The 24,084-nt window shown below is 70.6% G+C and carries 22 protein-coding genes and 2 tRNA genes; 15 read left to right on the top strand and 9 right to left on the bottom strand.

The annotated features are described in order from the left end of the window. Window positions 1-62 precede the first annotated feature (62 nt). From ACWDGI_RS07095 to ACWDGI_RS07050, 10 genes are all read left to right on the top strand, one after another. Window positions 63-1,187, top strand: a complete 1,125-nt coding sequence (locus tag ACWDGI_RS07095; protein ID WP_450756158.1) for a TIGR03364 family FAD-dependent oxidoreductase — start codon at window positions 63-65, stop codon at window positions 1,185-1,187. 14 nt (window positions 1,188-1,201) lie between these two features. Continuing rightward, entirely contained in the window at window positions 1,202-1,894 is a 693-nt protein-coding gene (locus ACWDGI_RS07090; RefSeq protein ID WP_450756156.1) for a phosphonatase-like hydrolase, read from the top strand. After that, complete coding sequence (locus ACWDGI_RS07085; protein WP_450756154.1) at window positions 1,891-2,943, top strand: ABC transporter ATP-binding protein; 1,053 nt, start codon at window positions 1,891-1,893, stop codon at window positions 2,941-2,943. Before ACWDGI_RS07090 ends, ACWDGI_RS07085 begins: the two co-directional genes overlap by 4 nt. Continuing rightward, entirely contained in the window at window positions 2,906-3,775 is an 870-nt protein-coding gene (locus ACWDGI_RS07080) for a 2-aminoethylphosphonate ABC transporter permease subunit (RefSeq protein WP_450756152.1), read from the top strand. Before ACWDGI_RS07085 ends, ACWDGI_RS07080 begins: the two co-directional genes overlap by 38 nt. Further along, the gene (locus ACWDGI_RS07075; protein ID WP_450756150.1) at window positions 3,762-4,559 is read left to right on the top strand and encodes an ABC transporter permease; all 798 of its coding nucleotides are present in this window, start codon (window positions 3,762-3,764) and stop codon (window positions 4,557-4,559) included. The genes ACWDGI_RS07080 and ACWDGI_RS07075 overlap by 14 nt, the downstream gene beginning before the upstream one ends. Window positions 4,560-4,652: 93 nt before the next feature. Continuing rightward, a complete protein-coding gene (locus ACWDGI_RS07070) occupies window positions 4,653-5,708 on the top strand; it encodes a 2-aminoethylphosphonate ABC transporter substrate-binding protein (protein WP_450756148.1) in 1,056 nt (351 codons plus the stop codon). 148 nt (window positions 5,709-5,856) lie between these two features. Further along, the gene (locus ACWDGI_RS07065; protein WP_362573980.1) at window positions 5,857-6,636 is read left to right on the top strand and encodes an HAD-IIA family hydrolase; all 780 of its coding nucleotides are present in this window, start codon (window positions 5,857-5,859) and stop codon (window positions 6,634-6,636) included. A 131-nt stretch (window positions 6,637-6,767) separates the two neighbouring features. Further along, window positions 6,768-7,334, top strand: a complete 567-nt coding sequence (locus ACWDGI_RS07060; protein ID WP_450756146.1) for a hypothetical protein — start codon at window positions 6,768-6,770, stop codon at window positions 7,332-7,334. A 15-nt stretch (window positions 7,335-7,349) separates the two neighbouring features. Then, window positions 7,350-8,021 carry a class F sortase gene (locus tag ACWDGI_RS07055; protein ID WP_450756144.1) on the top strand — a complete coding sequence of 224 codons (672 nt, stop codon included), beginning with the start codon at window positions 7,350-7,352 and terminating at the stop codon, window positions 8,019-8,021. 325 nt (window positions 8,022-8,346) lie between these two features. Next, window positions 8,347-9,375: a glycoside hydrolase family 6 protein gene (locus tag ACWDGI_RS07050; RefSeq protein WP_450756142.1), complete on the top strand. Its 1,029-nt coding sequence runs from the start codon at window positions 8,347-8,349 to the stop codon at window positions 9,373-9,375. Between the two features lie 105 nt (window positions 9,376-9,480). Here the strand turns inward: ACWDGI_RS07050 and ACWDGI_RS07045 are convergent, their stop codons facing one another. From ACWDGI_RS07045 to ACWDGI_RS07035, 3 genes are all read right to left on the bottom strand, one after another. Further along, complete coding sequence (locus ACWDGI_RS07045) at window positions 9,481-11,418, bottom strand: galactose oxidase-like domain-containing protein (protein ID WP_450756140.1); 1,938 nt, start codon at window positions 11,416-11,418, stop codon at window positions 9,481-9,483. Continuing rightward, on the bottom strand, window positions 11,415-13,391 hold the full coding sequence (locus ACWDGI_RS07040; protein ID WP_450756139.1) for a glycosyltransferase family 2 protein: 1,977 nt from the start codon (window positions 13,389-13,391) through the stop codon (window positions 11,415-11,417). The genes ACWDGI_RS07045 and ACWDGI_RS07040 overlap by 4 nt, the downstream gene beginning before the upstream one ends. A 462-nt stretch (window positions 13,392-13,853) precedes the next feature. Continuing rightward, window positions 13,854-13,927: transfer RNA gene (locus ACWDGI_RS07035), tRNA-Lys, on the bottom strand. Window positions 13,928-14,113: 186 nt separating this feature from the next. On the opposite strand from ACWDGI_RS07035, the gene ACWDGI_RS07030 reads away from it, so the two are divergent. From ACWDGI_RS07030 to ACWDGI_RS07010, 5 genes are all read left to right on the top strand, one after another. Beyond that, the gene (locus ACWDGI_RS07030) at window positions 14,114-15,415 is read left to right on the top strand and encodes a peptidoglycan-binding protein (protein ID WP_450756137.1); all 1,302 of its coding nucleotides are present in this window, start codon (window positions 14,114-14,116) and stop codon (window positions 15,413-15,415) included. Between the two features lie 48 nt (window positions 15,416-15,463). Beyond that, window positions 15,464-16,594 carry an SPFH domain-containing protein gene (locus ACWDGI_RS07025; RefSeq protein ID WP_450756136.1) on the top strand — a complete coding sequence of 377 codons (1,131 nt, stop codon included), beginning with the start codon at window positions 15,464-15,466 and terminating at the stop codon, window positions 16,592-16,594. A gap of 114 nt (window positions 16,595-16,708) precedes the next feature. Beyond that, window positions 16,709-17,314, top strand: coding sequence for a lytic polysaccharide monooxygenase auxiliary activity family 9 protein (locus ACWDGI_RS07020; protein WP_450756134.1), 606 nt, complete (start codon window positions 16,709-16,711; stop codon window positions 17,312-17,314). A 129-nt stretch (window positions 17,315-17,443) separates the two neighbouring features. Next, complete coding sequence (locus ACWDGI_RS07015) at window positions 17,444-17,941, top strand: DUF3592 domain-containing protein (RefSeq protein ID WP_450756132.1); 498 nt, start codon at window positions 17,444-17,446, stop codon at window positions 17,939-17,941. Between the two features lie 132 nt (window positions 17,942-18,073). Next, the gene (locus ACWDGI_RS07010) at window positions 18,074-19,744 is read left to right on the top strand and encodes a long-chain-fatty-acid--CoA ligase (protein ID WP_450756130.1); all 1,671 of its coding nucleotides are present in this window, start codon (window positions 18,074-18,076) and stop codon (window positions 19,742-19,744) included. A gap of 55 nt (window positions 19,745-19,799) precedes the next feature. Here the strand turns inward: ACWDGI_RS07010 and ACWDGI_RS07005 are convergent. From ACWDGI_RS07005 to ehuB, 6 genes are all read right to left on the bottom strand, one after another. After that, window positions 19,800-19,873, bottom strand: a tRNA-Lys gene (locus ACWDGI_RS07005). Window positions 19,874-19,980: 107 nt separating this feature from the next. Beyond that, on the bottom strand, window positions 19,981-20,739 hold the full coding sequence (locus ACWDGI_RS07000; protein WP_450756129.1) for an IclR family transcriptional regulator: 759 nt from the start codon (window positions 20,737-20,739) through the stop codon (window positions 19,981-19,983). Between the two features lie 269 nt (window positions 20,740-21,008). Next, entirely contained in the window at window positions 21,009-21,791 is a 783-nt protein-coding gene (gene ehuA / locus ACWDGI_RS06995) for an ectoine/hydroxyectoine ABC transporter ATP-binding protein EhuA (protein WP_450756127.1), read from the bottom strand. After that, window positions 21,781-22,431: an ectoine/hydroxyectoine ABC transporter permease subunit EhuD gene (gene ehuD, locus ACWDGI_RS06990; protein ID WP_450756125.1), complete on the bottom strand. Its 651-nt coding sequence runs from the start codon at window positions 22,429-22,431 to the stop codon at window positions 21,781-21,783. Before ehuD ends, ehuA begins: the two co-directional genes overlap by 11 nt. Then, window positions 22,428-23,144 carry an ectoine/hydroxyectoine ABC transporter permease subunit EhuC gene (ehuC, locus tag ACWDGI_RS06985; protein WP_450756123.1) on the bottom strand — a complete coding sequence of 239 codons (717 nt, stop codon included), beginning with the start codon at window positions 23,142-23,144 and terminating at the stop codon, window positions 22,428-22,430. Before ehuC ends, ehuD begins: the two co-directional genes overlap by 4 nt. After that, entirely contained in the window at window positions 23,141-24,070 is a 930-nt protein-coding gene (gene ehuB, locus ACWDGI_RS06980) for an ectoine/hydroxyectoine ABC transporter substrate-binding protein EhuB (protein WP_450756121.1), read from the bottom strand. The genes ehuC and ehuB overlap by 4 nt, the downstream gene beginning before the upstream one ends. Window positions 24,071-24,084 lie beyond the last annotated feature (14 nt).

The following is a 24,084-nucleotide window of genomic DNA, read 5'->3' as shown; positions in this document are numbered from 1 at the left end:
GTTCACGCTCTCGTTGTCAGCCGGTCCATTCCGGTTCCCCAGTCGCGAGGAGCGTGGCGGTCGTGAGAGTGACAGTCGTCGGAGCAGGCGTGGTGGGCACCATGCACGCCTGGCAGGCAGTGGAACGTGGCCACGAGGTCGTGCAGATCGAGCGCGAGGCCGAGGCCCGCGGCGCCTCGCTGCGCAACTTCGGGCAGATCTGGGTGAGCGGGCGCGCGGGCGGTGAGGAGCTCGAAACCGCGCTGCGGGCCCGGGAGCTGTGGGAGGAGATCGGCGGCCGGGTGCCCGCGCTCGGCTTCCGCGCCAACGGGTCGCTGACCCCGGTGCGCGGCGCGTACGAACTCGCCGTCGCCGAGGCCGCCGTGGCCCGCGCGGACGCGGCCGCCCGGGGCCACAAGCTGCTCACGGCCGCCGAGGCCCGCGCCCTGAACCCCGCCCTGCGCGGTGACTTCGACGCCGCCCTCTACTGCGAGCGGGACGCGGCCGTCGAGCCGCGCACCGCCCAGCTCGCCCTCCGCGCCGAACTGCTGAAGTCCCCGAACTACACCTTCCTGCCGGGCCGTGAGGTCCGCGAGGTGACCGGCCCCGGGACGGTCCGCGACGACCACGGCGACATCCACCACGCCGACGCCGTCGTCCTGTGCACCGGCGCCTGGCTCGGCGGCCTGGTCCGCGAGCTGGCCGGCCCCGGTCTGCCGGTGCGCCGGGTCCGCCTCCAGATGATGCAGACCGACCCGCTCGGCGAACCCCTCCCCACCTCGGTCGCCGACGCGGACAGCTTCCGTTACTACCCGGCGTACGCCTCGCCGGCCCTGGACGCCCTCAACGCCGGCCGGCCGCAGCCGGAGACGGCGGCCCTGCACCGTATGCAGCTGCTCATGGTGCAGCGCGCCGACGGCGGACTGACCATCGGCGACACCCACGAGTACGAGCACCCCTTCGCCTTCGACACCGTCGAGGAGCCCTACGAGCACCTCACCGAGGTCGTCGAGTCCCTCCTCGGCCGGCCGCTGCCGCGCATCCGGCACCGCTGGGCCGGGGTGTACGCGCAGTGCACCGACACCACCCGGGTGGTGCACCGGCAGGAGCTGGCCGACGGGGTGTGGCTGGTCACCGGGCCCGGCGGGCGCGGCATGACCTGCTCGCCCGCGATAGCCGAGACAACCGCGAACGAACTGGGCTGGTGAGAGAGATGGCAGACATGGCTGAGACGAACGACATGGCCGAGACGGCCGAGGACATCCGGCTCGTCGTGCTCGACATGGCCGGTACGACCGTCGCGGACGGCGGGCTCGTCGAGCAGGCGTTCACGGCCGCCGCCCGCCATCGGGGCGCGGACCCCGACCTCATGATCGACTACGTCCGCGCCACCATGGGCGAGTCCAAGATCTCCGTCTTCCGGCACCTGTTCGGGGAGGAGACCAAGGCCCAGGAGGCCAACCGGGCCTTCGAGGCCGCCTACGCCGAACTCGTCGACGGCGGCAGGGTGCACGCCCTGCCCGGCGCCCGCGAGACCATCGAGAAGCTCCGGGCGGACGGCCGTACCGTCGTCCTGACCACCGGGTTCGCCCGCGCCACCCAGGACGCGATCCTCGCCGCCCTCGGCTGGCGGGACCTGGTGCCGCTCACCCTGTGCCCCGCCGACGCCGGGGGCCGCGGGCGGCCGTACCCCGACATGGTCCTCACCGCGCTGCTGCGCACGGCCGCCGCCGACGACGTCCGTCAGGTCGCCGTCGTCGGCGACACCTCCTACGACATGCTCACCGGCGTCCGGGCCGGCGCGGGCCTGGTCGCCGGGGTGCTGACCGGCGCGCACGACGCGGACGCGCTGCGGGCGGCCGGGGCCACCCATGTGCTGGACTCGGTCGCGGGCTTGCCGGGAGTGCTCGCATGACCAGCGGTATCCGCTTCGACTCCGTCACGGTCGCCTACGACGGGAACGTCGCCCTCGACTCCCTCGACCTCACCGTCGCGCCCGGCGAGGTGATGGCCCTGCTCGGGCCGTCCGGCTCCGGCAAGACCACCGCGCTGCGGGCGGTCGCCGGGTTCGTACGGCCCGTCTCCGGGCGGGTGTTCCTCGGCGACCGTGACGTCACCGACCTGCCGCCGTACCGGCGGGGGATCGGGATGGTCGTCCAGCAGTACGCGCTCTTCCCGCACCTGCGGGTCGCCGACAACGTGGCCTTCGGGCTCAAGGCCCGCAGGACGCCCAGGGGCGAGACCCGCGAACGGGTCGCCGAGGCACTGGAGATGACCGGGATGGCGGCGTACGCGCGCCGCTATCCGCGGGAGCTGTCCGGCGGGCAGCAGCAGCGGGTCGCCATCGCGCGGGCGCTGGCCATCCGGCCGGAGGTGCTGCTCCTCGACGAGCCGCTGTCCGCGCTCGACGCGCAGTTGCGGTCCGGGATGCTCGCGGAACTGAGCCGGCTGCACCGTGAGTTGCCGGACGTGTCCATCCTGTACGTCACCCACGACCAGGTCGAGGCGCTGACGCTGGCGGACCGGATCGCCGTGATGGACCGGGCGAGGCTGCGCGCGTGCGGGACGCCGACCGAGCTGTACCGGGCGCCCGCCGACGAGTTCACGGCGTCCTTCGTCGGCGGGGCGAACCTGCTGCCGGTGACCGTGGGGACCGGGGGAGTGGACCTCGCGGGGGTCACGGTGAAGGTCGAGACGGGGGGTGCGGTCGCGGGCGCGCGGGCCACGTTGTGTGTGCGGCCGCATCTGGTGGGGCTGGGCCAGGGGCCCAATCAGCTCGCGGGCGTCGTGAAGGACGTCCAGTGGCGGGGCGCCACGCATCGCTTGTACGTCGAGGTGGGTGGACATGCGGTGATGGCTGATCTGCGGGAGTTGAAAGATCCGCCCGGGTTCGGGGACTCCGTGAGTCTGCATTTCGCGCCGGAGGATGCGGTGCTGCTGCCGGCGGGGGTCGGCCGTGACTGAGGTCGTGTCCAGGCTGCGGGCCGGTGGGGGCTTGGCGCGCAGTTCCCCGCGCCCCTTCGGGGGCGCGCTGCTCCTACCGCCAGTTGCATTGCTCGCCCTCTTCTTCCTCTATCCGCTCGCCCTCGTCGTCCAGCAGTCCGTGCAGCCGGACACGGGCGGCACCTCCTTCCAGGCGTACGCCGACGTCTTCGCCTCCGAGTCGTTCCGCAACGCTCTGTGGACCACCGTCTGGATCGCCGTCTCCGCCACCGTCGGGTGCCTGGTCCTCGGCTTCGTGCTCGCCCTCGTCATCGCCTTCGTCCCCTTCCCCGGGGCCGGAGCCGTCGCCCGCTTCATCGACGTCTACCTCTCCTTCCCCTCCTTCCTCATCACCCTCGCCCTGCTCTTCATCTACGGCACGACCGGGATCATCGGGTCCTTCCAGTTCCTGACCACCCCCTGGGGGGTGCTGCTGGCCGAGGTCACCTACTTCACGCCGTTCGTGATGCGGCCGCTGCTCGCCGCGTTCTCGCAGCTCGACACCGCGCAGCTGGAGGCGGCGTCGAGCCTGGGGGCGCGGGCGCCCCGGATCGTGCGGCAGGTGATCCTCCCCGAGGCGCTGCCCGCGCTCGCCGCCGGCGGGAGCCTGGTGCTGGTGCTGTGCCTCAACGAGTTCGGGATCGTGCTCTTCACCGGCGCCAAGGGGGTCACCACCCTCCCGATGCTCGTCTACAGCAAGGCGATCCTGGAGTCCGACTACCCGGGCGCCTGTGTCGTCGCCGTCGTCAACGTCCTGATCTCCGTTGGCCTCTACGGCCTCTACCGGATGGTGAGCCGTCGTGCTGGTGCATAGCCGCAAGGCCAGGTGGGCGGTGTGGGCGGTGTTCCTCGTCCTGTTCCTGCCGCTCTTCGCCCTCCCTCTGCTCGTCGTCCTCGGCGCCTCCTTCGCCACCCACTGGTCCGGCGTCCTGCCCTCCGGGGCGACCGTCGGCAACTTCCGTTCCGCCACCCGCGGTGACGCCCTCCAGGCGCTCACCACCAGCCTCGTCACCGCCGTCACCGCGAGCCTGCTCGCGCTCGCCGTCGGCACCTGGGCCGCGCTCGCCGCCCACACCCTCGGCAGGCGCCGCAAGGCCCTGGCCGACGCCCTGTTCGTGCTGCCGGTCGCCGTGCCGTCGGTGGTGGTCGGGCTGTCGCTCCTGGTGGCCTTCTCCAAGCCGCCGATGCTGCTCAACGGCACCCGGTGGATCGTGATCCTCGCCCACACCGTGCTGGTGACCGCCTTCGCCTACCAGTCGGTGTCGGCCGCCATCACCCGTCTCGACCCGGCCTACGAACAGGCCGCCGCCTCCCTGGGCGCCCGGCCCGCCCAGGTGCTCTGGCGGGTCCGGCTGCCGCTCCTCCTGCCCTCCCTCACCGCCGCCGCCGGCCTCTGCTTCGCCCTCTCCATGGGTGAGCTGAGCGCGACGATGATGCTCTATCCGCCCGACTGGACCCCGCTTCCCGTCCTGATCTACTCGGCCACCGACCGCGGCGCCCTGTTCGCCGGCTCCGCCCTCGCGGTGATCCTCATGGCGGCGACCCTGATCGCCCTGTTCGCCGTCTCGCGCGTCCGCAACCGCGCTTCGTACCGCTGATCACTGATCACTGATCCCTGATGACTGATCCGTGATCACTGATCACTGTTCGCCGATCCAGAACCCTTACCGACGCAAGGAGTCAGCCTCGCCATGCCCAGAAACACGCTCAAGATCGCCGTAGCGGTCTCCCTCCTGGCCACCCCGCTGCTCGCCGCCTGCGGCGGCTCCTCGGCCGCCGCCGACGAGAAGGTCGTCACCGTCTACAGCGCCGACGGCCTCAAGGGCGAGAACAACGACGGCTGGTACGACAAGGTCTTCGCCGACTTCCAGAAGCAGACCGGCATCAAGGTCAAGTACGTCGAGGGCGGCTCCGGCGAGGTGGTGCAGCGCGCCCTGCGGGAGAAGAGCAACACGCAGGCCGACGTCCTGGTCACCCTCCCGCCCTTCGTCCAGCAGGCCGACAGCAAGGGCCTGCTGCAGAAGTACGAGCCGAAGGACTCCGAGCTGGTCAGCGGTGCCGACAAGGCCGCCGACGGTACCTGGACCTCCGTCGTCAACAACTACTTCGGGTTCGTCTACAACAAGAAGGAGCTGAAGCAGGCCCCGACCACCTGGGAGGAACTGCTCGACGGCACGTACAAGAACAAGCTCCAGTACTCCACGCCCGGCGTCGCCGGTGACGGAACCGCCGTACTGATCAAGGCGATCCACGACTTCGGCGGCGAGCAGCAGGCGCTGGACTACCTGAAGAAGCTCCAGGCCAACAACGTCGGACCGTCCGCCTCCACCGGCAAGCTCGCCCCCAAGGTGGACAAGGGCGAACTGCTGGTCGCCAACGGCGACGTCCAGATGAACTACGCCCAGTCCAAGACCATGCCCGGCCTCGGCATCTGGTTCCCGGCCGCCCAGGGCGGCAAGCCCACCACGTTCGCCCTGCCCTACGCGGCCGGGCTCCTCACGGGCGCCCCGCACACCGAGAACGGCAGGAAACTCCTCGACTTCATGCTCGCGCGCAAGCAGCAGCAGGAGGTCAGCTCGATCGGCGGCGGCTTCAGCGCCCGCAGCGACGTCAAGGCCGTGGACGCCAACGCCATCGCGCTGACCAAGCTGATGGACGGCGTCGACGTCTTCGCGCCGGACTGGAACGACATCGACAAGAACCTCACGTCGTACGTCGCGGCCTGGAAGTCCGCCACCGGCAGCTGAGCCTTCCGGCCCGAGGCGACCGACGGGGTCGCGTTCACGCAGTCCTGACTAGGCTGGGGGCGTCGGTACGCCGTGGTTCCGGCGCCCCCAGTTCCCGCATGACCGCATGACCGCATGTACGCCATCCGCACGCCAGGAGACGCACCACATGGCAGACCGCAAGCCCATCGAGTCATGGCTCACCGACATGGACGGCGTCCTCATCCACGAGGGCGTCCCGATCCCCGGAGCGGACGCCTTCCTGAAGAAGCTGCGGGACTCCGAGAAGCCCTTCCTGGTCCTCACCAACAACTCCATCTACACCGCCCGTGACCTGCACGCACGGCTGCGCCGGATGGGCCTGGACGTGCCGGTGGAGAACATCTGGACCTCGGCCCTGGCCACCGCCCAGTTCCTGGACGACCAGCGGCCCGGCGGCAGCGCCTACGTCATCGGCGAGGCCGGCCTGACCACCGCGCTGCACGACATCGGGTACATCCTCACCGACCACGAACCCGACTTCGTGATCCTCGGCGAGACCCGCACCTACTCCTTCGAGGCGCTCACCAAGGCCGTGCGCCTGATCAACGACGGCGCCCGGTTCATCGCCACCAACCCCGACAACGTCGGCCCGTCCGCCGAGGGCGACCTGCCCGCCACCGGCTCGGTCGCCGCGCTGATCACCGCCGCGACCGGCAAGGAGCCGTACTTCGTCGGCAAGCCCAACCCGCTGATGATGCGGGCCGGGCTCAACGCGATCGGCGCCCACTCGGAGACCTCCGCGATGATCGGCGACCGGATGGACACCGACGTCCTGGCGGGCCTGGAGGCCGGGATGCGCACCTTCCTGGTGCTGTCCGGCGTCACCCAGCCGGACGACGTCGACCGCTACCCGTTCCGGCCCTCCGAGGTCGTGGACTCGATCGCGGACCTCGTCGACCGGATCTGAACCCCCGGCCCGAGCCGGGTCCGGCCGGCCGGGCAGCAAACCTGATCTCACCCGTACGGAGCAACAAGGCGCCCCCCGAGGATGCGGGGGCGCCCCGTGCGGGGGAGCCTCCAGATATCTGGAGGTTCACGATGGGCTCACTTCGCCTCACTCTCTGTTCCGGACTCCTGGCCTGCGCAGCCGGCCTCTCCCCGGCGGCCGCCCACGCGGCGGACGGCCAGGGAGTCACCGTGACCCCGGCCTCCCCGGCCCCGGGCTCCGTCGTGGCGCTGCGGGTGAGCGGCTGCTCCGGTACGACCGGCACCGCCTCCTCGGCGGCCTTCGTCTCGGACGCCGGCCTCGGAGGCTACGACGGCACCCTGGCCGGCCAGAGCCAGGTCCGCTCCACCATCGGCGCCGGCACCTACGACGTGAGGGTCACCTGCGCCGGCGCCGTCGTCAGCGGCACCGTCACCGTCGTAGGGCAGTCGGCCCTCGCGCAGTCCCAGGCCGGGCGGCCGGACGGGTCCGGCGTGCTGCCCGCCACACCGGTCGCGCCCGTGCACGCGGGCGGCGGCGGCACCGCGCCGCTCGCCTCGGTCGACCCCCGCTCCACCGGTCCCGACACCGCGCAGGCGGTCACCGGTCTCGTTCTCGCCGGGTTCGCCGCGGCCGCCGTCGGGATGCTGGGCGCCCGGCGGAGCCGCAGCTCACGCTGAGGAGACAGCACGACGATGTCCGACGACGAAACCGAACGACCCGCCGGCACCGGGCGGCTGCTGACCGGCGTGGCCTGGGCGATCCTGCTGCTCGGGCTGTGGCTGTGGGGCCGCGGGGTGACCGAGGTGCCCGACGGCATATCCGGCCCCACCACGGGTGACGTGGCCGCCGTCGGCCGCCCCGTCGGAGCCGAACTCCCGCCCGCCGCCAAGCCGTTGGCCTCGGCCCCGCCCGAGCGCATCGACATCCCCGACCTGGGCGTGCAGGCCCCCGTGGTCGCCCGCGGCCTCGACGCCAAGGGCGGGATCGACCCACCGCCCTTCGACCAGCCCGGCGTGGTCGGCTGGTACGGCTCCGGCACCGAACCGGGCACCGCCGGCACCGCACTCCTGGTCGGGCACGTCGACACCGAGACCCGGCCCGCGGTCTTCTACAAGATCAGCGCCCTGCGCCCCGGCGAGACGATCCGCGTGGTCCGCGCCGACGGCACGGTCGCCGAGTTCACCATCGACGACGTGCGAGTGCTGCCCCGCGACCACTTCGATGCCCAACAGGCTTACGGCGCCCACGAGTCGGGTCGCGCCGAACTCCGGCTGATCACCTGCGGCGGCACCTTCGACCGGACCACCCACAGCTACACCGCGAACGTGGTCGTCTCGGCGTACCTCACCGGAACCACCGTATAGAAGCCGCACCGGACGCACCTGGCCCGGTCGACGGTCCGCTCCCCTGAGACCGCCGGCCGGGCCGGTCCTCGACCGCGCGTGCCCGGGCTGCGGGAGTGACCCGGGTGCGGGCGCGGGAGGCTGGGAAGGCGGGCGGGGCCGGGCCGCCCGCAAGCGACTCTAGAGGGGAACCCGCGCCCGGGCCTAGGTTCGCGCTCGCCAAGGCTCCTCCCCGCCCGACGGGCCGGGCTGTAACAGCTCACCGACAAGGCCGGGCGATCTCGTGGCGAGTGCGGTGGGTATGTCACGATTGGGGCCTGGCGAAGTGCACCCAGGGGGGAATTGGATGTACGACAGCAGGGGGGCCCGGCCGCCGGCCTGGACTTGGGCGCTGGGAGCGGTGCTGCTGCTCGCCGGCTGCTCCTCGGGCACCGGCGGCGACGACCGGCCGGACCCCGCCGATCCGGGCGCGGCGATCACCCAACAGCCCAAGGGGGCGGACCCGTTCTGGGTGAACCCCGACTCCAACGCGGCCCGTCAGGTGAAGGCCTACGCGAAGGCCGGCAAGGACACCGACGCCGGGCAGATCCGCAAGATAGCGGAACAGCCGACCGGTGAGTGGATCGGCCCGGAGAACCCGGAGCAGGAGGCACGCGGTTTCACCGAGGCCGCGCAGAAGTCCGACCGCACGGCCCTCCTGGTCCTCTACAACATCCCGCACCGCGACTGCGGCCAGTACAGCCAGGGCGGCGCGGCCGACGGCGACGCGTACCGGGCGTGGATCGACGGGGTCGCCCGGGGCATCCAGGACCGGCCCGCGACCGTCGTCCTCGAACCGGACGCCGTACTCCACCTCGTCGACGGCTGCACCCAGGCCCGGTTCGCCGAGGAACGCTACGACCTGCTGCGCGACGCGATCACCGAGCTCAAGTCCCTCAAGAACACGAAGGTCTACCTGGACGCCGGGAACGCCGGCTGGGGCCACCCCGACCAGATCTACCAGCCCCTCCGACAGGCGGGCGTCACGGCGGCGGACGGCTTCGCGGTCAACGTCTCCAACTTCTACTCCACCCAGGACTCCATCACCTACGGCAGGCAGCTCTCGGAGAAGGTGGGCGACAAACACTTCGTCATCGACACCAGCAGAAACGGCAACGGCCCCTACACGGGGGGCGATCCGGCCGAGCGGTGGTGCAACCCGCCGGGCCGGACCCTGGGAGAAACCCCGACCACGAAGACGGCAGACCCCTTGGCAGACGCCTACCTGTGGGTCAAGCGCCCGGGCGAATCGGACGGCACCTGCAAGGGCGGCCCGCAAGCGGGCAATTGGTGGCCCGCCTACGCCTTGAAACTCGCGGAAGGGTCAAAGACCTAGGGGCGCGGGGCGTTGTCCATATGCGGCTCCGCCGCGTGGGCGCGACCAGCCACAGCGCTCCCGCACGCAAAAGAGATACGTGCGGGAGCGCCAGGGCAGAAAAAGCTACGGCACCTTCACCCACCGAGCCTCACTCGGCGTCCCCTGATCGTCGTCCGCGAACACCATGTACCACCCCGACGGCACCAGGTTCCGGTTCTTCGGTACCGTCACCGTGATCCGGTTCCCGGACGTCGTGAAGTCCAGCGCGACGGACCGCTGGTCCACATCGGTCACATGCGTGGTCGCGCTCGGCCGGATCAGCCGGACCTTCTTGATGGTCGAGGCGTGCTGGGACGTGAACGTCCCCGACCCGCCCCGGGCGATGGTCTGAGGCCCTCCGCTCAGCGACGGCCGTGAGTCCCGGTAGAGATACGGCGGTGTGTAGATCTCGATCCGCTGCTCGAAGACTCCCGGCTTGGTGTTGGCCCTGTCCGCGAACAGCGGGTTGGATCCGAAGAACATGACCCGGCCGTCGGGCAGCAGGATCGACCCGGAGTGGTAGTTCCGCCCCACCAGCGGATCGGCCACCCGTCTGAAGGAGTTCGTGGCGGTGTCGTAGATCCGCGCCTGCCGGATGTCGGAGTCGCCGCGCCCCCGGTAGTCCTCGGAGCCGCCCGACACCAGCACGGAGTCGTCCGGCAGCACCGAGATCTGCGGATACCGCGTCCCCTTCTCCAGCGTGGGCCCGTCCACGAACTTCGGCTCGGCGTCCTTCAGGTCGATCAGCCGCGTCCTGTTCGTGGACAGCGCGGACTCGCCGACCCCGCCGCCGCCGACGACCATGTACTTCTCGTCCTGCGCCGGAGGCAGCAGCACGGTCCCGGAGGTCTCCAGCATGTTCGGATCGCTCAGCCCAACCAGTTTCGTGAATTGGTTGGTGTCCACGTCCCAGATCCCGGGGTCGCGCCCGACGTCGTCCGGTCCGTACCCGGCGTTGGAGCCGGAGTAGAAGAGCTTGCCGTTCTGCAGCAGGAACAGCGCGGGGTAGGTCGGGAACTGGCGCTTGTACCTGGTGTACGTCCATTTCTTCGTCGCCGGGTCGAAGACCTCGTTCTTGCCCGGCACCAGCTGCCCGATGTCGTCGAGGCCGGAGACGCCGAGGACCTTGCCGTCCGACAGTGTGGTGAGCGTCGGATACCAGCGGGCCTCGTTCATCGGGTCGACCTTGATGTACTTCTCGGCGACCGGATCGAACTCGTAGGCGTTCTTGATGCCTTCGAAGTCCCGCTTGTCCATGCCGAGTTTGTTGGCGATGCCGTAGGTGTTGCGGGCGTCGGCGCCGGTCAGACCCTCGATGCGGTAGTTGTCCTGGGTGCCGGTCTCGTACCGGGTGCCCTCCTTCGGCGCCTCGACGACGACCCGCGCGTAACCGGGGTTGTTCCGCAGGAACCTGCCGGTCTTCTTGTCGAAGACCTTGGTCGCGCGCGGGATCAGCACCGAGTCGTCGGAGAGGAACGTCCTGCCGTTCCCCTTGCCGGTGAACCGGGTGCCCTGGGGCAGGGTCATCGGCTTGTCGGGGTTCTCGTTGTAGAGGATCATGACGCCGCCGGCCTTCTTGACGTCGCCCTTGAGTTTCTCGTACTGCTTGGTGCCGCCGGCGATCAGGATGTCGCCGTTGGCGAGCTGGGTGTGGCCGGTGCAGAACAGGTCGGCCGGGGTGGGCACCTTCTTGACCGTGCCCTTGACCGGGTCCCAGATCCGGCTGTCGTAGATCTTCGCGTCGAAGTTGTCCTGGTTGTTGCCCGAACCCGCGACCAGCAGCACTTTCCCGGTGTGCAGGAGTACCGCGTGGATGGTGTCCTGGCGGTACTCCTTCGGGAACTCGATGACGTCCCAGTGGCCGTTCTCGGCCTTGTACTCCGGTCTGTTGATCTTGTACTGGTGGTATTCCTCGGTCCCGAAGCGGTACACCCACGGCCCGTTCATCCCGGCCAGGGCGAGCACCACCGCCGCACCGATCGCGAGACGACGAGCCCGGCGGCCGCCGGCACTGTCGGTCATTCCTTGCGTCCCCCCAGCCCACCGAGCGCGATCCGCATGGTCTCCTCCGGGTTCCCGCCGCCGCCCGCGGGTGCCCAGCTGGGCCGCTGCTGCGGGGCGTGCGCCGCGCGGGTATACCCGGGCGGCACCGCGTCCTCCGGCTCGGCGGCGACCGCGGGTGTCCTGCTCTCCTTGCGCAGCGTGTACTGCCAGGCGAGGATCGGGGCCGCCGTGATGAGCAGCGCCAGCGTCGCCCAGGTGAGCATCGCCGGGTGCGCGTGGCCGCCGGCGAAACCGGCGGCGAGCGAGCCGCCGAAGACCAGGATGAAGAACCAGTGGATCCGGAAGGTGCCGAACAGCGTGTCCGGGCTGGCCGACTCGCCCTTGGGCGTGACCACGAACTTGCTCTTGCGGCGCAGCACGGCGTCCATCAGCGAGCGGGCGTAGATCGGCGCGGACAACGCCGACATCACCATGCCGGCCACCCCGCCGGAGCCCTCCGGCTCGTGCGGGGAGACGTTGTGCCGCCGGTTCCAGATGTACAGGCCGATCTGGAGCGCGGAGGCGTTGCCGTAGAGCATCAGCCACACGGTGGGGTCGATGTTCACACCCGAGGCGCCCAGGCCCAGGAACAGCGCGCAGCTCAGGGCCGCGAGGATCCAGTTGAGGGCCGACATCGGGTAGAAGATGATCATCATCGTGTAGTTGAAGAGCTTGCCCGGGGACAGCGTGAACAGGCCCTTCCAGTACTGCTTGAGGATCGTCTCGTAGGTCCCCCTGGACCAGCGCAGCTGCTGGGTGAAGAAGTCGGTCCAGGCGTTCGGGCCCTCGCCGACCGCGAGCACGTCCGGGGTGTACACCGAGCGCCACTTCTTGCCCGTCGCCGGGTTCCTGGTGCGGTGGATCTCGAAGCCGGTGGCCATGTCCTCGGTGATCGAGTCGTACAGGCCGCCGATCTGCTGGAGCGCTCTGATCCGTACGGCGTTGGAGGTGCCGACGAACATGGGCGCGCCGTAGCGGTTGCCGGCGCGCTGGATCAGGGCGTGGAAGAGGAACTGCTGGGACTCGGCGGCCTTGGTGATGGGGTTGTCGTAGTTGCCGTACACCTGCGGGCCGATCACGAAGCCGACGTCCGGGTCGCGGAAGTAGCCCAGCATCCGCTCCAGGTAGTTGGGCAGCGGGACGTGGTCGGTGTCGACGGAGGCGAAGAAGTCGTACTCGTCGCCGTGCTCCTCCAGCCAGGCGTTGTAGTTGCCGTGCTTGGTCTTCGCCCGGTGCGGGCCCTTGGGCCGGTTCCACTTCTCGACGCCCTTGCGGGTGAAGTGGTGCACGCCCAGGCGCGCGCAGACCTCCTTCACCTCCGCGTCGTCGCCCTCGTCGAGCAGCCAGACGTGCAGCAGCCCCCGGTGGCGCAGCCGGACGGCCGCCTCCAGGGTCCGGGTGACCATGTCGAGGGGTTCCTTGCCGGGCACGAACGTGGTGATGAACGCGACCCGGGTGCCGGTCTCCGGGACCACCGGGACCGGGTCGCGGGCGACCAGGGTGGCGTGCGCGTTGGACAGCACGTTCATGCAGCGGAAGAACTCGATCAGGCCGATCGACACCAGCATCACGATGTCGAGGGCCGGCAGGAAGTCGTAGGCCGGGTAGTCGCGCTGGGTCCAGTGCTCGGGCTGCAGCAGCCAGGTCAGCAGGACCAGCGAGAGCAGCGGGGCGGCGCCCAGCATCAGGGCGGCGCGCAGGCGGTGCGGTTCCTGGGAGAGCAGGGAGCGGTACTGCACTTTGTACGGTGTGCTCGGATCGGGCTGGGTGAGGGGCCCCGCGAGCCTGCTGTAGTGCTCGTAGTCGTATCTGGGCAGTGTCTTCTTGATCCGGCGCAGGGCGCCGGTGGTGCCGCGGTGTGCGGGTACGCGGAGCTGTGTGGTCTGTGACGGGTCGTATGGCTGTGACGGATCGTGTTCCTGCTGCCGGGCGCCCGTCGGCGTCGACGTCATGAGTCATCCCCCCACACGCGCAGATCAGCGCGTGTCTGTCGGTCCCACCGCCCGGTCGGATCCCCCTCGATCAGGCCGGGCGCGTCAATGGCGGGGCACAGTCGTTCCACAGATATGGACACGGACCGTGACCGTCCGGTTCCATGATGCCCCCCTCGGCATCGATTCATGACCGGGGCCCCTCAACCCCGCAGATCTGGCAACCGGTTACCTACCCCCCAAGTGCCGCGAATCATCGGCACTTTGGACATCCAGGGTTCTACGGTGCCGAGCATGATCGCAAGAGCGAAACACGGTGTTTACCGATCATAGGTGTTCATTGCGGAACCCGTGGTGATTGTGTGGATCGACCGTGTCGGTAATTGACAAAATGGTGCACACGGTTCCGAAGTGGCCTCGTGTGGCCGGCGGGGTGTACGCCAGAAGGCCCCCCGCTGCTGCGGAGGGCCTTCTGGGTGTCTGTGCGCCGCCAGGGACTCGAACCCCGGACCCGCTGATTAAGAGTCAGCTGCTCTAACCAACTGAGCTAGCGGCGCCTGCTGACAGCGAGAACTCTACCCGACGGAGGAAGGTGCTCCCGACCGGCGGCCACCGGGGGGACCCCCGTCCGTCCCCGGCCGTACATCATTCGGACCGTCAGCATGCGCACCGGGACGACAGTTGGGAAACTGATCAATGTGCACAGTCCCGGACATATCAACACGAAGTGTGAGGGGAATCGCATGGCGGCCCCGGTATTCGAGGAATTCGACCCCGCGAACGACTGCGAATGCCCCGGATGCGTCCACTGGCGGCGGGTCGGCCCGTACCCGCTGACCGGGCGTTTCGGCGGCCACCCGGCCGCCCGGGGCGTCCTGGTCGTGGCCGCCGCCGCGTCCGCCGCCCTCGCCGCGAGCACCCCGACGGCCGCCGCCCACAGCACCCCGCCGGCCCCCCACCGGCCCACCGCCCCCGCGGACGGCGAGCCCGACACCCCGCAGGGCGCCAAGTCCCCCCTGCACGGACCCGGCGGCAAGCCCGCCCACGGCCCCGTCACCACGCCCCCCATCACCCGCACCGAGATCATCAACCGGGCCAAGACCTGGGTCACCGCCAAGGTGCCGTACAGCATGTCCCTCTACTGGACGGACGGATACCGGCAGGACTGCTCCGGCTACGTCTCGATGGCCTGGAAGCTGACCGGGAACGAGTGGACGGGCAGCCTCGACCAGTTCGGCACGAAGATCACCAAGGCGGAGCTCCAGCCCGGCGACATCCTGCTCTTCCACAACCCGGACAACCCCGAGAAGGGCTCCCACGTCGTGCTCTTCGGCGGCTGGACGGACTACACGCACACCGCCTACACGGCGTACGAGCAGACACCCCCGAACGCCCGCCGCCAGTCCACTCCCTACGCCTACTGGAGCAACTCCGCCAAGTACGTTCCCTACCGCTACAAGGGCCTGATCGCGGACCCGGGCACGGCCGGCGCCGAGGCCGGGAAGACGGCGGTGCCGTTCCCCGGCGCGGCCTACTTCGGTCCGGGCGCCGACAACAAGTACGTCACCCTGCTCGGCCGGCTGCTCATCGCCCGGGGCGGCGGCGGCCACTACGCCAAGGGTCCGGGGCCGGTCTGGGGCGCCGCGGACCAGCAGGCCACCCGGGCCTTCCAGCTCGCCCAGGGCTGGACCGGCGCCGCCGCCGACGGCCTGCCTGGGCCGGGCACCTGGGAACTCCTCGCCACCGGCAGGGGCAAGAGCATCAAGCCCGCCGCCACGGCCACGCCCGTCCCCGCCTCGCACGGGGTCACGGGCTACCCCGGCAAGAACTACTTCCGTCCGGGCGCCGCCAACGACTACGTCACCCGGCTCGGCAGACAGCTGATCAAGAAGGGCTTCGGCCGTTTCTACACCGAGGGTCCGGGCCCGGCCTGGGGCGAGGCCGACCGCAGGGCCGTCGAGGCGTTCCAGCGCAGCCAGGGCTGGCGCGGCGGCGCGGCCGACGGCTACCCGGGGCCGGAGACCTGGCGCCGCCTGTTCCTGTAACGACCCGACGATCACGTGACGCATCTGGCGCGGAGGCTGGAGGCAGGCATGAGTACCACGACCGCACACACCCCTGAATCGGACGACCCCCTGGAAGGCGGGCCGCCCACCCGGCCCGTCCCCCGGCTGATCCAGAACGAGGCCACCACCGAGATCCCGGTCCACCTGCTGTTCCGCGACGACCCCGACCCGGTCTCGGTCCCGCTGAAGCCCGCCGTGGTCGGCCGCCGGCAGGGCACCGGCGAACAGCCCCGGCTGCGCCGGCCGGCCCCGGCCAAGCCGCGGCCGGTCGCCGCCGTCGACCCCGAACTGGTGGAGCGCCCCGCCCGGGTGCTGCCCGGCGCGGCCGGGGTGGCCGCCGGGCTGGCCGGGACGGCCGGGAGCCTCGCCACTTCCTGGTGGGCCGGAGTGCTGCCCCCGCTCGCGGCGCACGCGTTGCGCCTTCCGGCGTACGCGGGCGCGGGACTCGGGCCGGCGCAGTGGGCCGCGTACGCCGGAGCCGGCGCGCTCGGCCTGTTCGGCTTCGCCGGGCTGGCCCGCGGCGCGACCGGACGGGCCTGGGTGCTCGGCCTGTTCGGCCGCTACCGGGGGACGGTGCGGCGCACCGGCCTGCTCTGGGTCAACCCGCTGCTGCTGCGCCGCCGCGTCGACGTCCGGCTGCGGCACTGGCGCAGCGAGGAGATGCCGGCGGCGGACGGCAACGGGGTCGCGCTGCGGGTCGTCGTCCTGGTGGTGTGGCGGGTGCGGGACACCGCGCGGGCGGTGCTCGGCCTCGACGACCACGAGACGTACCTGCGGGAGTGCGTGGAGGCGGCGCTGGCCCGGGTGCCGGTGGAGGTGCCCGGCCGGACGCGGGGCTCGGTGGAGATGGCCGCCGACGCGCTGACCCGGCTGGTGGCGAAGGACGCGGGCGGGATCGGCCTGGAGGTGTTCTCCGTGCAGCCGGTCCGGGTGGAGTACGCCCCGGAGGTCGCCGCGGCCATGCACCGGCGCCGGATCGCCGCGCTCGACGCCCAGCAGCGGTCCGGGATGCTCGCCTCCGTCGTGGACTCCGTCGAGGACACGGTGACCCGGCTGACCATGCGCGGTCTGGTCGAACTCGACGACTACGAGCGCAAGGTGCTGGTGCGGGACCTGACGGTGGCGTTCTGCTCGGGACGCTCCGACTCCGCACCCTGACGCGCGGGGATGGGTCGTTGATATGGACACGGTCAACTGATGGCAATAATCTGGGACTTGGTCTAGACCTGCACGGCTCACAGAACCTCCCCCACGTTCTCCAGGAGCGGCAGCATGCGTAAACGGACCAAGATCTCGGCCGTCGTGCTCGGTGTGGCGACCGCCGGAGCCTTCGCGCTCTCCACCGGCGGTGCCAGCGGGCACGGCTACACCGACCTCCCCATCAGCAGGCAGAAGCTCTGCGCCAACGGCACCGTGACCAACTGCGGCGACATCCAGTACGAGCCGCAGAGCGTCGAGGGCCCGAAGGGCTTCCCGGCCTCCGGCCCCGCCGACGGCCAGCTCTGCAACGGCGGGCTGAGCAGGTTCGCCCAGCTCAGCTCGCCCACGACCCCGGCGGGCACGGCCTGGCCGACGACCAAGGTGACGGGAGGTCAGTCGTACACCTTCCGCTGGCAGTTCACCGCGATGCACGCCACGACCGACTTCAAGTACTACGTCACCAGGCAGGGCTGGAACCAGAACCACGCCCTCGCCCGTTCGGACCTCAACACCACCCCGTTCCTCACCGTCCCCTACAACGGCCAGCGCCCGCCGGCCACCCTCAGTCACAGCGGCACCCTGCCGACGGGGCTGAGCGGTCACCACGTGATCCTGGCGGTCTGGACGATCGCCGACACGGGCAACGCGTTCTACGCCTGCTCGGACGTCACGTTCTGACCGGCGTCGTTCGACGGCTGGGTAACATCCGGCTGATCTGAGCTTCGCTTGAGGACCTGCAGCAGGCCGCGAGGGTACGTTCCCGCCACGCCGGTCGGTCGGACCGGTGTTCGGAACCGGGGGACTGCCATGGGCCTGCTGCAAGCGTTCTTCTACGTCATTCCCGGCATCTTCGTCGTTCTCGGGGTTCTCGGGTTGGTCAGGACCCTGAAGCGGTCGCGGCAGATCAGCCGGACGTGGCGGTACGGCCGTACGGCCGAGGCACGCTGTCTGCGGTCGTACACGACGACCAGCGGCGGCAGCGGGGACACGTCCGTGACGACCACGCTGCATCACGTGTACGAGTTCACGACGGCCGAGGGGCGCACCGTCCGCTTCGACGAGAGCAACGGGCGCTCCACCGTCGTCGAGGGTGACTTCGTCACGGTGTACTACCTGCCGGAGACCCCGGAGAAGGCCACGGTACAGCCGCCCGCGCCGGGGAAGCTCGTCGCGGAGACCGGGTGCCTCCTGGTGTTCCTGCTGGTCTTCATCGGGTTCGCGGTGGCCTTCATGGCCGGGGCGCACTTCGCCTTCTCGGACGGGGGGACGGACCTGGGGCCCGGGCCCGCGGAATGGACTCCGTGAGTGCCGGTGAGGCCGTGGGCCTCCGCGGGCCGGTGGGGGCTTGTCGCGCCCACGCGGCGGTAGCCGCGAATCGATCCAGCCCCGTGCCCGTGGGGTATCGATCTGACGGAGTGTCAACTAATCTGCCTCTTCATGGCCTTCGAAGGGCGCACGATCGCCGAAGCAGTCGCCGCCCGATGGGGTGACCACCGGCCGGGACTGTGGTTCGAGGAGCAGGTGCTGACGCATCACGAGGTGGCCGGCGGTGCCGCCGCCCGCGCGGCCCTGCTGCGGGATCTGCTGCCGCCCGGTGCCGTGCCCCATGTGGGCGTGCTGCTCGACAACACCCCGGAGTTCCCGCTCTGGCTGGGGGCCGCCGCGCTCGCCGGGGCGGCCGTCGCCGGGGTCAATCCGACCCGGCGCGGGGCCGAGCTCGAGCGGGACATCCGGCACACCGAGTGCCCGGTGCTGGTCACCGAGCGGGCCCAGCTGCCGCTGCTCGCCGGGCTCGAACTGCCCGGCGTGCGCCTCCTGGTCACCGACGATCCGGCGTACGGTGCACTCCTCGCGCCCTACCTCGGCGCCTTCCCGGACGCCTCGCGGGCCACCCCCGGCGACCGGATCCTGCTCTACTTCACCTCCGGTTCCACCGGCGCCCCGAAGGCCGCCCTCTGCTCCCAGGGCAGGCTCGCGGCGGCCGGGCGGTCGCTCGCCGGGCAGTTCGGGATCGGTCCCGACGACGTGCACTACATCTGCATGCCGATGTTCCACGGCAACGCCGTGATCGCCGACTGGGCACCCGCGCTGACGGCGGGCGCCGGGGTGGCGTTACGGCGGCGGTTCTCGGCGTCGGGATTCCTGGCCGACGTACGGCGCTACCGGGCGACCTACTTCACCTATGTCGGCCGGGCGGTGCAGTACATCCTCGCCACCGAGCCACGCGCCCACGACCGGGACAATCCGCTGCGGCTCGGCTTCGGCACGGAGGCCGGGGCGGTGGACGCGGCCGCCTTCGAGGAGCGGTTCGGGGTGCGGCTGGTCGAGGGGTACGGGTCGTCGGAGGGCGGGGCCGCGATCCAGTGGTCGCCGGGGACGCCCGGCGGGGCGGTGGGGCGGGCGGCGCCCGGTCTCGTCGTGCTCGACCAGGAGACGGGGGCGGAGTGCCCGGCCGCGGCCTTCGACTCGGGGGGCCGGCTGCTCAACGGGGAGCAGGCGATAGGGGAGCTGGTGAACCGGGCGCCCAACCCCTTCGAGGGGTACTGGCGCAACCCGGAGGCGGAGGCCGAGCGGCGCCGGGGAGGCTGGTACTGGACCGGGGACCTCTTCTACCGGGACGGGGACGGCTATCTGTACTTCGCGGGGCGTACCGACGACCGGATCCGGGTGGACGGGGAGAACCTGGCCGCCGCGATGATCGAGAACATCGTGGCGCGGTACGAGGGCGCGGACGCCGTCGCCGTGTACGGGGTACCGGACCCGGTGACCGGGGACCAGGTGATGGCGACCGTCGCCGGGCGGTTCGAGCCGTTGGACTTCGCCGAGTTCCTGCTGGCCCAGCCCGACCTCGGGACGAAGATGGCGCCCCGGTTCGTGCGGGTGGTGGAGCGGATGCCGGTGACGGCGACGAACAAGATCCAGCGGGCCGCGCTGCGGCGGGAGGGGGTGCGGTGTGCCGACCCGGTGTGGTGGCGGCCGCCGGGCGAGCAGACCTACCGCAGACTGACCGCCGAGGACGCCGAAGGGCCCCTCGTCTCGCCGAGGGGCCCTTCGGCGGGGGGTGTGGGTGGCGGATCCCCCACCGCGCGCGGCGCAGCCGCGCAATGACAGAGAGGGCGAGCCAGGTCCGCGTTCCCGCGGACGAGGCTCGCCCTCGTCATCGTGCGCCGCCAGGGACTCGAACCCCGGACCCGCTGATTAAGAGTCAGCTGCTCTAACCAACTGAGCTAGCGGCGCATGACTCTCGCCGAACCGTCCGATCACTGTCTCGCGGCTGGCGACGAAGAAAATACTACCTGGTCCGCGGGGGTGCTTCCGACCAGCCTCGGAGGGAAGCCGCCGGCTCAGATGGCGAGGGAGAGCAGCAACGGGGCCGCGCTGCGGTTCAGGGCGTCGGCGGCCTGCCGGAGCCGGTGCGCGTGCTCGACCGGCAGGGACAGGGCCAGGCAGCCCACCGACGAGCCGGCGGTGATCGGCACCGCCGCGCACACCGTGCCGATCGCGTACTCCTGGAGATCCAGGACCGGCACCGTCGGCGGCTGGGCGGCCAGCCGGGAGAGCAGCAGCCTGTCGTTGGTGATGGTGCGCGAGGTGAGGCGGGCCATCTTGTGCCGGGAGAGATGGTCCCGGCGGCCGTTGTGGTCGAGCTGGGTGAGCAGGCTCTTGCCGATCGCGGTGGCGTGCGCGGAGGAGCGGAAGTCCACCCACTCGTTGACCGCGGGGGTGCCCGGGCCGGCCGCGTACGGGCCGATCCGCACCTCGCCGTCGACGTACCGGCTGAGGTAGACCGCCGCGCCGACCGAGTCGCGCAGCCGGTCCAGGGTCACCTGGAGCTGCTCGCCGAGGGCGCGCTCCCGGTCGTGCGCGGAGCCGAGGCGGCGCAGGGTCTCGCCGGTGACGTAGGCGCCGTCGGCGATCTGCTCGACATAGCCCTCGCGGCGCAGCATGCGCAGCAGCGCGGTCAGCCGCTCGGGCTCGAGGCCGGTCCGGCGGGCCAGCTCGGTGTCGGTGACGCCGTCGGCTTGCCCCGCCACCGTCTCCAGGACGCGCAGCGCGTCCTGGGCGGAGTGGTACGGGGCGGTCGGCTCGTGCTTCAGCGCCACGGTGAATCCCCCTGCGCTCGCTCGGCGATGCTGCTCCGGCAGCACTGCTTGGGCCGTGATCCGGACAGCGGATCCTCTCCACGATAACGGGCCGCAGGCCGAAACGGAGGGGGTGTCGGCGAGATTCCGGCCCTCCCAACTGCGGCGAAGACCCGTTGGCATATGTCAGCGGAATGAGCTGACCGCCGGACCTCGGGTGATCGAGCGTTCACTTCCTGTAATCATGCCGCCGCACCGGGAATCTTTTACGACGGTTCATGGTGGGACGCTTACAGCACCGCGCTGAGGAACTCCCGGGTCCGCTCGTGCTCGGGCTCGCTGAAGATCCGCTCCGGCGGGCCCGCCTCGATGATCCGGCCCGCGTCGAACATCAGGACCTGGTCGGAGATGTCCCGGGCGAAGTTCATCTCGTGGGTCACGCAGAGCATGGTGATGTCGGTGGTGCGGGCGATGTCCCTGAGCAGGTCGAGGACGCCCGCGACCAGCTCGGGGTCGAGCGCCGAGGTCACCTCGTCGAGGAGCAGCACCTTCGGCCGCATGGCCAGCGCCCGCGCGATCGCCACCCGCTGCTGCTGGCCGCCGGAGAGCTGGGTCGGCCGGGCGTCGGCCTTGTCGGCGAGGCCCACCAGGTCGAGCAGTTCCCGGGCGCGCGCCTCCGCCTCCTCCTTCGGCAGGCCGAGCACGGTCACCGGGGCCTCGGTGAGGTTGCGCAGCACGGTCATGTTCGGGAACAGGTTGAACTGCTGGAACACCATCCCGATCTGCTTGCGGACCTCCCGCAGCTCCTTCTCCGACGCCGGGAAGAGCCGCTGCCCGCCGACGGTGATGGTGCCCGCGTCCGGCTTGGTCAGGGTCATCAGCATCCGCAGGATCGTGGTCTTGCCGGAGCCGGAGGGCCCGATCAGGGTGACGTGCCGGCCCGCCTGCACGGTGAGGTCGAGGCCGTCGAGGACGGTGTTGTCCCCGAACCGCTTGGTCACCCCCTCGATGCGGATCAGCTCGGTGGACGTCGTATCGGCGGTACTCGGCTGCTTGCTGGTCTCAACGGACAAGGCGACGCTCCAGGGTGCGCAGAAGAAGGGAGGCGAGGTAGGAGATGACGATGAAGGCGACGCCGATCACCGTCACCGGCTCGGTGAACTGGAAGTGCTGCTGGGAGAAGAGCCTCGCCTGCCCGAGCATCTCCAGGACGGTGATCGACATCAGGATCGGCGTGTCCTTGAGCATCGAGATCACGTAGTTGCCGAGCGGCGGCACGACCCGGCGCAGCGCCTGCGGCAGGATCACCACCGTCCAGGTCCGGCGCGCCGGCAGGTTCAGCGCCGTCGCCGCCTCCCACTGGCCGACCGGCACGGCCTCGATACCGGCCCGGTAGACCTGCATGGTGTACGTCGAGTAGTGCAGGCCGATCGCGAAGACACCGGTGGTCAGCGCGGAGAACGTCAGCCCCCACTCGGGCAGCACGTAGAACAGGAAGAACAGCTGCACCAGCAGCGGGGTGTTCCGGACGAACTCCGTCACCACGCCCACCGGCCAGCGCACCCACCTGGTCGGGGTCCGCATCAGCAGCGTCCACACCAGCCCCAGCGAGAACGAGATCAGCGAGCCGAGGACCAGCGCCTCCAGGGTGACCAGCAGGCCGTCCCAGAAGTGCGGCATGAACTCGCTGACGGCACTCCAGTCCCACTTCACGCGACACCACCGACCCCGGTCGTCTGCGCACGCTTGGTCTTACGTGCCGTCTCCTCGTTGCCCGGGTCCTTGCCGATCCCGGCCTTCAGCCGCTTCTCCAGGCCGCGCATCAGCCGGGTGATGACGAACGCGATCACGAAGTAGATCAGCAGCAGATACGTGTAGATGTGCGCGCTCTCCTGCAACGCCAGGCGCACCAGGTTCCCGCTGAACGCCAGGTCGCCCATGCCGGTGATCGACACCAGCGCGGTGCCCTTGAGCAGTTCGACGAGCAGGTTGCAGAAGGAGGGGATCATCTCCGGCACCGCCTGCGGCAGCAGGATCAGCCGCAGCCGCTGCCAGGGCGTGAAGCTGAGCGCGATCCCGCCCTCCCGCTGTGCCGGGTCGACCGCGTTCAGCGCCCCGCGCACGATCTCCGTGCCGTACGCGCCGTAGGTCAGCCCGAGTGCGAGGGTGCCCGCCCACAGCGGCACCAGCTGCCAGCCGAAGGCGACCGGCAGCACGAAGAACACCCAGAAGATCATCACCAGTGCCGAGGTGCCACGGAACACCTCGGTGTAGAAGCCGGCGAGGAACCGGACGAACCAGAGCCGGCTGGTCCGCGCCACGCCCACCACGAAGGCCACCGCGGTCATCAGCAGCCCGCTCAGCACGAGGAGCTGGACGGTGGTCCAGACGCCCTTGAGTACGAGGTCCCACAGTCCCGAGGTCATCCGCTCTTGCCTCCCCCGCACAGCTCCTTGGCCGTCAGGTCGGTCATCTCGGCCTGGGTGAAGCCGAACGGCCGCAGGATCCGGAGCAGTTCGCCGCTCTTCTTGAGCTTGCGCAGCTCCACGTTGAAGGCGTCCCGCAGCTTCGTCTCGGCCGACCGGAACGCGAACGCGCCCCCGTCCACGTGCGGCTTGCCGTCGAGGAGCGGCGCGAAGGGCTTGGTGGCCTCGGCCTTGGCGGACTTCTTGACCACCTCGCGGACGGTGACCGCGGTCCCGGCGAAGACGTCCACGCGCCCGGCCTCCACGGCGTTCAGCCCCGCGACCTGGTCCGGCACGATCAGGATGTCGCTCTCCTTGTATCCCGCCTCGACCGCGTACTGGATCTCCGCGTACCCGGTCCCGGTGGCGAACTTGGCCTTCTTGGCGACGACGTCCTTGTAGTCGTGCAGCCCCTTGGGGTTCCCCTTGCGCACGACGAACGAGTCGAGCATCTGGTAGTCGGGATCGGCGAAGATCACCTGCGCGCAGCGCTCGGGGTTGACGTACATCCCGGCGGCCACGACGTCGAACTGCTGCGAGTTCAGCCCCGGGATCAGCGAACCGAACTCGGTCGGCACCGGCTGCACCTTGTCGACCCCGAGCCGCTTGAAGATCGCCTTCGCCAGCTCCGGTGCCTCACCGGTGAGCTGACCGTCCTTGTCGATGTACCCGAAGGGAATCTCACCGGCTATCCCGAGCCGTACGACACCCTGGGCGCGCAGCCGTTGCAGCAGGTCACCGCCGTCGGTGCCGGCCGCGGTGGCCACGCGGGTGCAGCCGGCGGCGGCGAGTGCGCCGATGGCGGCGGCACCCGCGAGCACCGCACGCCGAGTTTGTCTGGATTCATACCCAGATGTGTCTGTCTCGTTCCCAAGTGGTGGAGCCATGGCGGCGCGGCTAC

The organism is Streptomyces sp. NPDC001220 (genome assembly GCF_053597895.1).
Note: the sequence above shows the minus strand (reverse complement) of the source record. Positions and strands in the feature narration are given on the sequence as shown.